8 protein-coding genes are annotated in these 6435 nt (G+C 69.0%); 4 read left to right on the top strand and 4 right to left on the bottom strand.

Features of this window, described 5'->3' with window-relative positions; genetic code table 11:
• Positions 1–48: 48 nt before the first annotated feature.
• Positions 49–423: a DUF423 domain-containing protein gene (locus VGC13_RS25060; protein ID WP_331128053.1), complete on the bottom strand. Its 375-nt coding sequence runs from the start codon at positions 421–423 to the stop codon at positions 49–51.
• Positions 424–658: 235 nt separating this feature from the next.
• On the opposite strand from VGC13_RS25060, the gene VGC13_RS25055 reads away from it, so the two are divergent.
• From VGC13_RS25055 to VGC13_RS25040, 4 genes are all read left to right on the top strand, one after another.
• Positions 659–1336, top strand: a complete 678-nt coding sequence (locus VGC13_RS25055; protein WP_331128052.1) for a hypothetical protein — start codon at positions 659–661, stop codon at positions 1334–1336.
• A gap of 95 nt (positions 1337–1431) precedes the next feature.
• Positions 1432–2298 (top strand): L,D-transpeptidase, encoded by an 867-nt coding sequence (locus VGC13_RS25050; RefSeq protein WP_331128051.1) that lies wholly within the window; start codon positions 1432–1434, stop codon positions 2296–2298.
• Positions 2299–2419: 121 nt separating this feature from the next.
• Positions 2420–2854, top strand: coding sequence for a type II toxin-antitoxin system RelE/ParE family toxin (locus VGC13_RS25045; RefSeq protein WP_331128050.1), 435 nt, complete (start codon positions 2420–2422; stop codon positions 2852–2854).
• A complete protein-coding gene (locus tag VGC13_RS25040) occupies positions 2851–3189 on the top strand; it encodes a helix-turn-helix transcriptional regulator (protein WP_331128049.1) in 339 nt (112 codons plus the stop codon). Before VGC13_RS25045 ends, VGC13_RS25040 begins: the two co-directional genes overlap by 4 nt.
• A gap of 217 nt (positions 3190–3406) precedes the next feature.
• Here VGC13_RS25040 and corA read toward each other — a convergent pair whose 3' ends face one another.
• From corA to VGC13_RS25025, 3 genes are all read right to left on the bottom strand, one after another.
• Positions 3407–4471: a magnesium/cobalt transporter CorA gene (gene corA / locus VGC13_RS25035; RefSeq protein ID WP_331128048.1), complete on the bottom strand. Its 1065-nt coding sequence runs from the start codon at positions 4469–4471 to the stop codon at positions 3407–3409.
• Positions 4446–4814: an SPW repeat domain-containing protein gene (locus tag VGC13_RS25030; protein WP_331128047.1), complete on the bottom strand. Its 369-nt coding sequence runs from the start codon at positions 4812–4814 to the stop codon at positions 4446–4448. Before VGC13_RS25030 ends, corA begins: the two co-directional genes overlap by 26 nt.
• Positions 4815–5513: 699 nt before the next feature.
• Complete coding sequence (locus tag VGC13_RS25025; protein ID WP_331128046.1) at positions 5514–6434, bottom strand: cobalamin-binding protein; 921 nt, start codon at positions 6432–6434, stop codon at positions 5514–5516.
• Position 6435 lies beyond the last annotated feature (1 nt).

Here is a 6435-nt window from a genome sequence, read left to right as displayed (position 1 = left end):
TCACCCCTTCACCCCTTCACCCCTTCACCCCTTCACCCCTTCACCCCTTCACCCCTTCACCGACCGCGCCGCCAGCGCCAGCGCGATCCACCCGGCCAGAAAACAAAGCCCGCCCAGCGGCGTAACCGCCCCCAGCCACCGCGTGCCGGTAAACGCCAGCAGATACAGGCTGCCGCAGAACACCACGATCCCCGCGGTGAACAGCCAGCCGGCCGCCGTCCAGCCGCCCGCGGGGACGCGCGCGGCCGCCATCGCCACGGCCAGCAGGGCCAGCGCGTGGTACATCTGGTAGCGTGCCGCCGTCTCCCACACGGCCAGCATCTCGGGCCCCAGCCGGGCCCGCAGCGCGTGCGCGCCAAACGCCCCCGCGGCCACCGCCATGAACCCGAAGACGCACCCCAGCGTCCAGAACGTGCGATGCATGCTGTGTTTTCCCTGGCCTGAGCTCGGTCGACGATTCGCATCTACAAGATGCGGCCCCACCGTCTCCCCGCGCCACCGGTTCGGCGGACCGGGCGGGGCGGCGGGGTGTAAGTCTATGCAAAGCCGGGATTAAGGAACAGGTGGAACGTCATTTGCTACCTGCCGCTGGTCCAGTTGTCCCACGTTCACCCGGACCCACGGCAGGATGAGCGAACCACGATCCCCACGGCGGGGGATGCGCAGAGAGCACCCGGTGTTCTTCTGGGGCACGCTGGCGGTCGCCGCGCTGTTCCTGGGCGCCGCCGGGGTCATTGCCTCGCGCGTTCCCAAGTACCGCGCCGAGGCCGCGCACTTCAACAGCCAGCTGACCGCCGCGCAGCGCGCCACCCGCGACTCGCTGCTGCAGGCCCAGCAGAAGCGCACCCAGCTGGCCGTGGCCGTGCTGCGGCGCGACATGCGCATCCGCTCGCTCGAGACGCGCAAGCGGCACCTGGCCATCGTGCTCGAAGACTCGGTGCTGGAGCTGCGCCAGGGGCGCGCCACCCTGCGCCGGGCCAGGCTCACCATCGGCGCCGACAGCACCGTGCGCGCGCCGGACGGGCGCACGTGGCGGCTGGTGCGGCCCGTGGGCGAGCGCAAGATCGCCGAGCGGCAGAACACGCCCACCTACACCATCCCCGAGTGGGTGTACGTCGGCCAGGGCCAGCCGGTCCCCGCCGAGTCGGAGCGCCGCATACGGGGCGGGCTGGGGACGTACGTGATCCGGCTGGACGACGGGACGGAGATCTACAGCCAGCCGTCGTCCGGGCCGCTGAAGGACGTGGTGAAGCCGGGCGCGTTCATGGCGCGCGCCCGCGACCTGGCCGCCATCTTCGACGCGGTGGGCGAGGAGACGCCGGTCTACATCTACTGACCGGCGGTGGGTGAACGGGTGACCGGGTGAACGCGCCCGGGATGATCATTTGAATCGGCTCCGGGTGACCGGGGCCGAAAGGAGAGCAGGACCCCATGGACGAGCACGAGAGGCACAGGCCGCGCAGGCCCGAAGACATTCCCGAGCGGCGCAACTACACGCCCGGGGGGCGAATTCGCCGCATCTTCCACGATTACCGCGGCACGTCGCTGGTGATGATGCTGACGGTGCTGGTGGCCGCCGGGCTGTTCGTGGCCACCTCCGCGTGGGCCGTGAACGAGCGCCTTACGCGCCGCGTCACCGAGATGACGTACCTCAAGGACACCCGGTCGCTGGAGTTCGTGCGCCAGCGCGAGGCCCAGCGGGTGGCCGAGATCGCCGCGAAGGAAAAGCAGCTGGCGGAGAAGGAAGAGGAGCTGGCCCCGCGCAACACGCCCTACATCGTGGTGAGCCTGGCCGAGCGCCGCATGCTGTACCTGCGCGGCGACGACACGCTGTACAAGGCGCCGGTGGCGGTGGGCAGCGGCAAGACGCTGGTGATGGGCGGCACCACCAAGCGGTTCATCACCCCGCGCGGGCGCATGGCCATTACCCACAAGGAGCTGGACCCGGTGTGGGTTCCGCCCAACTGGCACTACATCGAGTACGCGCGCCAGCGGGGCATGGGCATTCGCGACATGAGCAATGCCTCGCCCGGCGCGCTGCGCGGGTACGCGCCGGGGCGCGTGCCGGTGAGCGGCAACACCGTCATCATTCCGCCCTGGGGGAGCCCGCAGCGCGAGCACAAGGGCGTGCTGGGCGTGGCCAAGCTCGAGATGTACGACGGGTACTACTTCCACGGCACCGACAACCCGGCGTCCATCGGCAGCGCGGCCAGCCACGGCTGCATCCGCATGTACAAGGACGACATCCTGTGGATGTACCGCAACGTGCCCGTCGGCACCGTGGTGTACATCTACTGAGGCCCGCGTCCGCCGCCCACGCCACGCCACGGGCTAAAGCCCGCGGCTGGAAAGGCCAGAAGCCCCGTCTCGACGCCGCTCACGCGGCGCCGAACGGGGCTTCGACGGTTCTGGTACGAAGGTGAACGTAGACCTCGCGGATTGCGGATCCATAGTAGTATTGCTATCGTTCTGGATGGACCAGAGACGGAAGCCGATACACTTTATTGGGTCGAGCAAGAAGGACCTCCGGGAGATGCCGGACGATGTCCAGGATGTATTTGGGTCGGCCCTGTTGGATGCGCAGTACGGAGATGTGCCGTACGGTGCCCGCGCGTTCGGTGAAGGCGTGCCTCGCGAGGTGATGAAGCTGGTGGAGGACTTCGACGGCGACACGTACCGTGCCGCATACACGGTCTGGTTTGCGGAAGCCGTCTACGTGCTTCACGTATTCAAGAAAAAGGCGAAAGCCGGCATCGGAACGCCGCAGCCGGACAAGGAGTTGATCCGTACGCGGCTGCGCGCGGCGGCGGAGCACTACGAGCGAACCTATCCAGGTTCCAGGAGGAAGAGATGAGCGATGACCTTGCCGTCCACGACAGCAGCGGAAACGTCTTCGAGGACATGGGGATGGCCGATGCGGACGAGCGTCTCGCCAAGGCGGAGATGGCGCGGTTCGTCCGCAACACCATCCGCGATCGCGCGTTGACTCAGCGCGAAGCGGCTGATCTTCTCGGCCTGCAGCAGCCGGACGTATCGGATCTGGTGCGCGGAAAGCTCAGCCGGTTCAGCCGCCAGCGCCTGGAGCGGATGCTAAACGCGCTCGACATGGAGATCCGCATCCAGGTAGGGCCGCGTCCCACCTGGAAAAACCACGCCGGCATCACCGTCCAACACGTCGGCTCGTTCTGACCCTGCCGCTCAACACCGCCACCGCAATTGCCAGAAGCCCCGTCTCGACGCCGCTCACGCGGCGCCGAACGGGGCTTCGGTTTTCTCCGTCTTCAGCGAAAACACGCGGGCCCATGTAGTTGAAGCCCCGCCTGGCGAGCTTTGCGAGCCTTGGGCGGGGCTTCTGGCACTGCCAGCCGCGGGCTTTAGCCCGCGCTCATGTCCCGTGGCGGCGGCCCTACACCCAGTGCTTGCGCTTGAAGTACACGATCAGGATCGTCCCCACCACCAGCATCAGCCCCAGCGCCCACGCATATCCGTAGCGCCACTGCGTTTCGGGCATGATGCGGAAGTTCATCCCGTAGATGCCGGCGATCCAGGCCATGGCCATCAGGATGATGGACCACGCGGCCATCAGGCGCATGGTTTCGTTCAGGGTGTGCGAGGCCATCGACAGCTGGCCCTCCATGGCGCCGTTCAGCAGGTCGCGCAGGGTGTCGATCTCCTCGGCCACGCGGATGGCGTGGTCGTGCACGTCCTGAAAGTACGGCAGCATGTCCGGCTGCAGGAACGGGATGTCGCGCCGCAGCAGCGAGCCCACCAGCTCGCGCTCGGGCCCCACCATCCGCCGGAACAGCGCCAGCTCGCGCCGCATGGTAAGGATGGTGTGCATCCCCTCTCCCGGCCGCCCCCCCTCCAGCACCCCGGTCTCCAGCTCCGCCACCCGCTCCGAAAAGTGGTCCAGCACGGGAAAGTAGCCGTCGACCACCAGGTCCAGCAGCGCGTGCGCCAGCACGCCGGGCGCGCGAAACCGCTCCGGCACCCCCCGCCACCGGGCCAGCACCTCGGTGATCACCTCGATGCGGTGGTCGTGCACCGTGACCACGAAGTTGTCGCCGATAAAGGCGTGCAGCTCGTTGAGCGCCATCCGCTCGCGGTCGGGGTTGATGCGCGCCGCGTACATCACCAGGAAGAAGTACCCCGGGTAGCGGTCGATCTTGGGGCGCTGCCGGCCGCGGACGGTGTCTTCCACCGCCAGGGGGTGAAACTTGAGCTGCGTGCGCAGGAACTCGCCCTCGGGCGCGCCGGGGGCGGCGATGTCGATCCAGATGAGCGGCGGGTCGTCGTCCAGCTTTCCCGCGCGGCCTCGGCGAATGACCTCCACGGCGTGCGCCAGGGGATAGGCGTGCACGCCGGTCTCCGTTTCGGCGTACGCCGAGATGCGCGCCCGGGGCTCGGCCCCGGACGCGTCCTCGCACAGCGGATCGACGATGTCGTCAGCGTCGTGCGCCGCGACGCTCATAGCCCGGGACGGTGTTGGTGATGGCGGCCGTGAGCACTTCCACCAGCCCCAGCGCCACGTGCGGAATCCACACCCGCTCGTCGAAGCCGAACATCCACGGCGACACGGCCAGGAACAGCCCGCCCAGCGCGTCCAGCAGCAGGTGCGCGGGCATCTGCAGCTTCTTTACGACGCCCAGCTCGTAGTCGGTGAACAGGCTGTACAGCAGCACGCCGGCGCCCAGCCCCACGGGCACCCACTGCTCCGCGCCGCCCTCCGCAAAGCCGAACAGCCAGGGTGCCGCGATCAGCAGCGCCCCCAGCAGATAGTCCAGCATTCCGTGAACGCGGGTGGGTAGTCGCATCGCTCGCCCTCTCGTAAGGTGCGCGTCGGCAGGTTGGAAATCGGGATGAAAAACGCGTGTCGCCGCGCGGGTTTGCAAGCGCCGCGCCTTGCGATGGTGTTCAAGGTGCGTCCAGACACGCGTTCCGGCCAGTGTTTCCGCCGATCGCCGTGCCGGGGAGGGTTCTGCGCGAGAGGCACGCCCCCTCCGGGCTCGCATTACTCGCCCACCTCCCCCAAAACCCCTGGGGGAGGTTGAACGTCGATGCCACCTCTATCCCGCCACGCGGCAGGCACTCTCCGGGACCGAGAGGCCGCCAGTCCGCGAAGGCGGCCTTCGTGTGGTTGTTGCAGCGAATTCATTCGCCATTGCCGGGGTCACCGCCGGGATCTGGGGCTCGACGAAGGACATCGAATTGGCGCCCGGCGGGGGGCCCCTCCCCGTTCGTTCCTCACGGAGAGGGAGAATTCGATCCCGCTTCGGACGGTCCTGCGCGAGAGGCACGCCCCCTCCGGGCTCGCATTACTCGCCCACCTCCCCCAAAACCCCTGGGGGAGGTTGAACTTCGATGCCACCTCTATCCCGCCACGTGGCAGGCACTCTCCGGGACCGAGAGGCCGCCAGTCCGCGAAGGCGGCCTTCGTGTGGTTGTTGCAGCGAATTCATTCGCCCTTGCCGGGCAGGCCATGAAACCCGCCACTCGGGCCCTTTCGGAAGAGCCTACCGCCAGCCCTCCAGGATCCGCCCCGGCGGCGGGGTGAGGCCGGCGTCCGGGTGCAGCCACGCGGCCAGCGCCTCGATCCCCTCCACCACCCGCGGACCCGAGCGGCTGAAGTACGCGCTGTCGCCCACCGCCGCGCGCCCGCCATCAATCGCCGGCGCGGCCAGCTGGCGCAGGCGGCCGCGCGCCTCGTCGGCGTCCTGGCGCGCGCGGTCCATCGCGTAGCCGCAAGGGACGAGCAGCAGCCGGTCGGGCTCCAGCCCTTCCGCTTCGCTCCAGGGGATCTCCAGCGAGTGCGATCCCGCCGTGCCGACCAGGTTGTCGCCGCCCGCGATCTCCACCATCTCCGGCACCCAGTGTCCCGGCGCGAACGGCGGATCCAGCCACTCCAGCGCCAGCGTGCGCGGCCGGGGCCGGTCCGCCACCGCCTCGCGCACCCGGTCCACCCGCGCCCGCAGCCGCGCGACCGCGTCATCCCCCCGCGCGGACTCGCCCACGGCGTCGGCGACCTGGCGCATGGTGGCCAGGATCTGCTCCAGCGTGTGCGCGTCCAGCGAGACCACCGTCGGCGGATGGGGCAGCTGCGCGACGGCGTCGTGCACGGCGCCGGTGGGCACCGCGCACACCTCGCAGACGGCCTGGGTCAGGATGACGTCGGGACGCACGTCGCGCAGCGCATCGACGTCCACCTGGTACACGCTGCCGTATTCCAGCATGCAGCGCCGCACCTCGGCGTCGATCTCGCCGCTGGTGAGCCCCGCGGGGTCGAAGCGCGAGCGGCTCAGGCGCGGCAGGCGCAGCGCCTCCGGCGGATAGTCGCACTCGTGCGAGATGCCGACGAGGTGGTTCTGCAGCCCCAGCGCGTACACGATCTCCGTGGCGCTGGAAAGCATCGACGCAATGCGCATCCGCTGGATCAAA

This window comes from Longimicrobium sp. (genome assembly GCF_036399255.1).
Lineage (GTDB): Bacteria > Gemmatimonadota > Gemmatimonadetes > Longimicrobiales > Longimicrobiaceae > Longimicrobium.
This window is presented reverse-complemented; position numbering and strand designations above follow the sequence as displayed.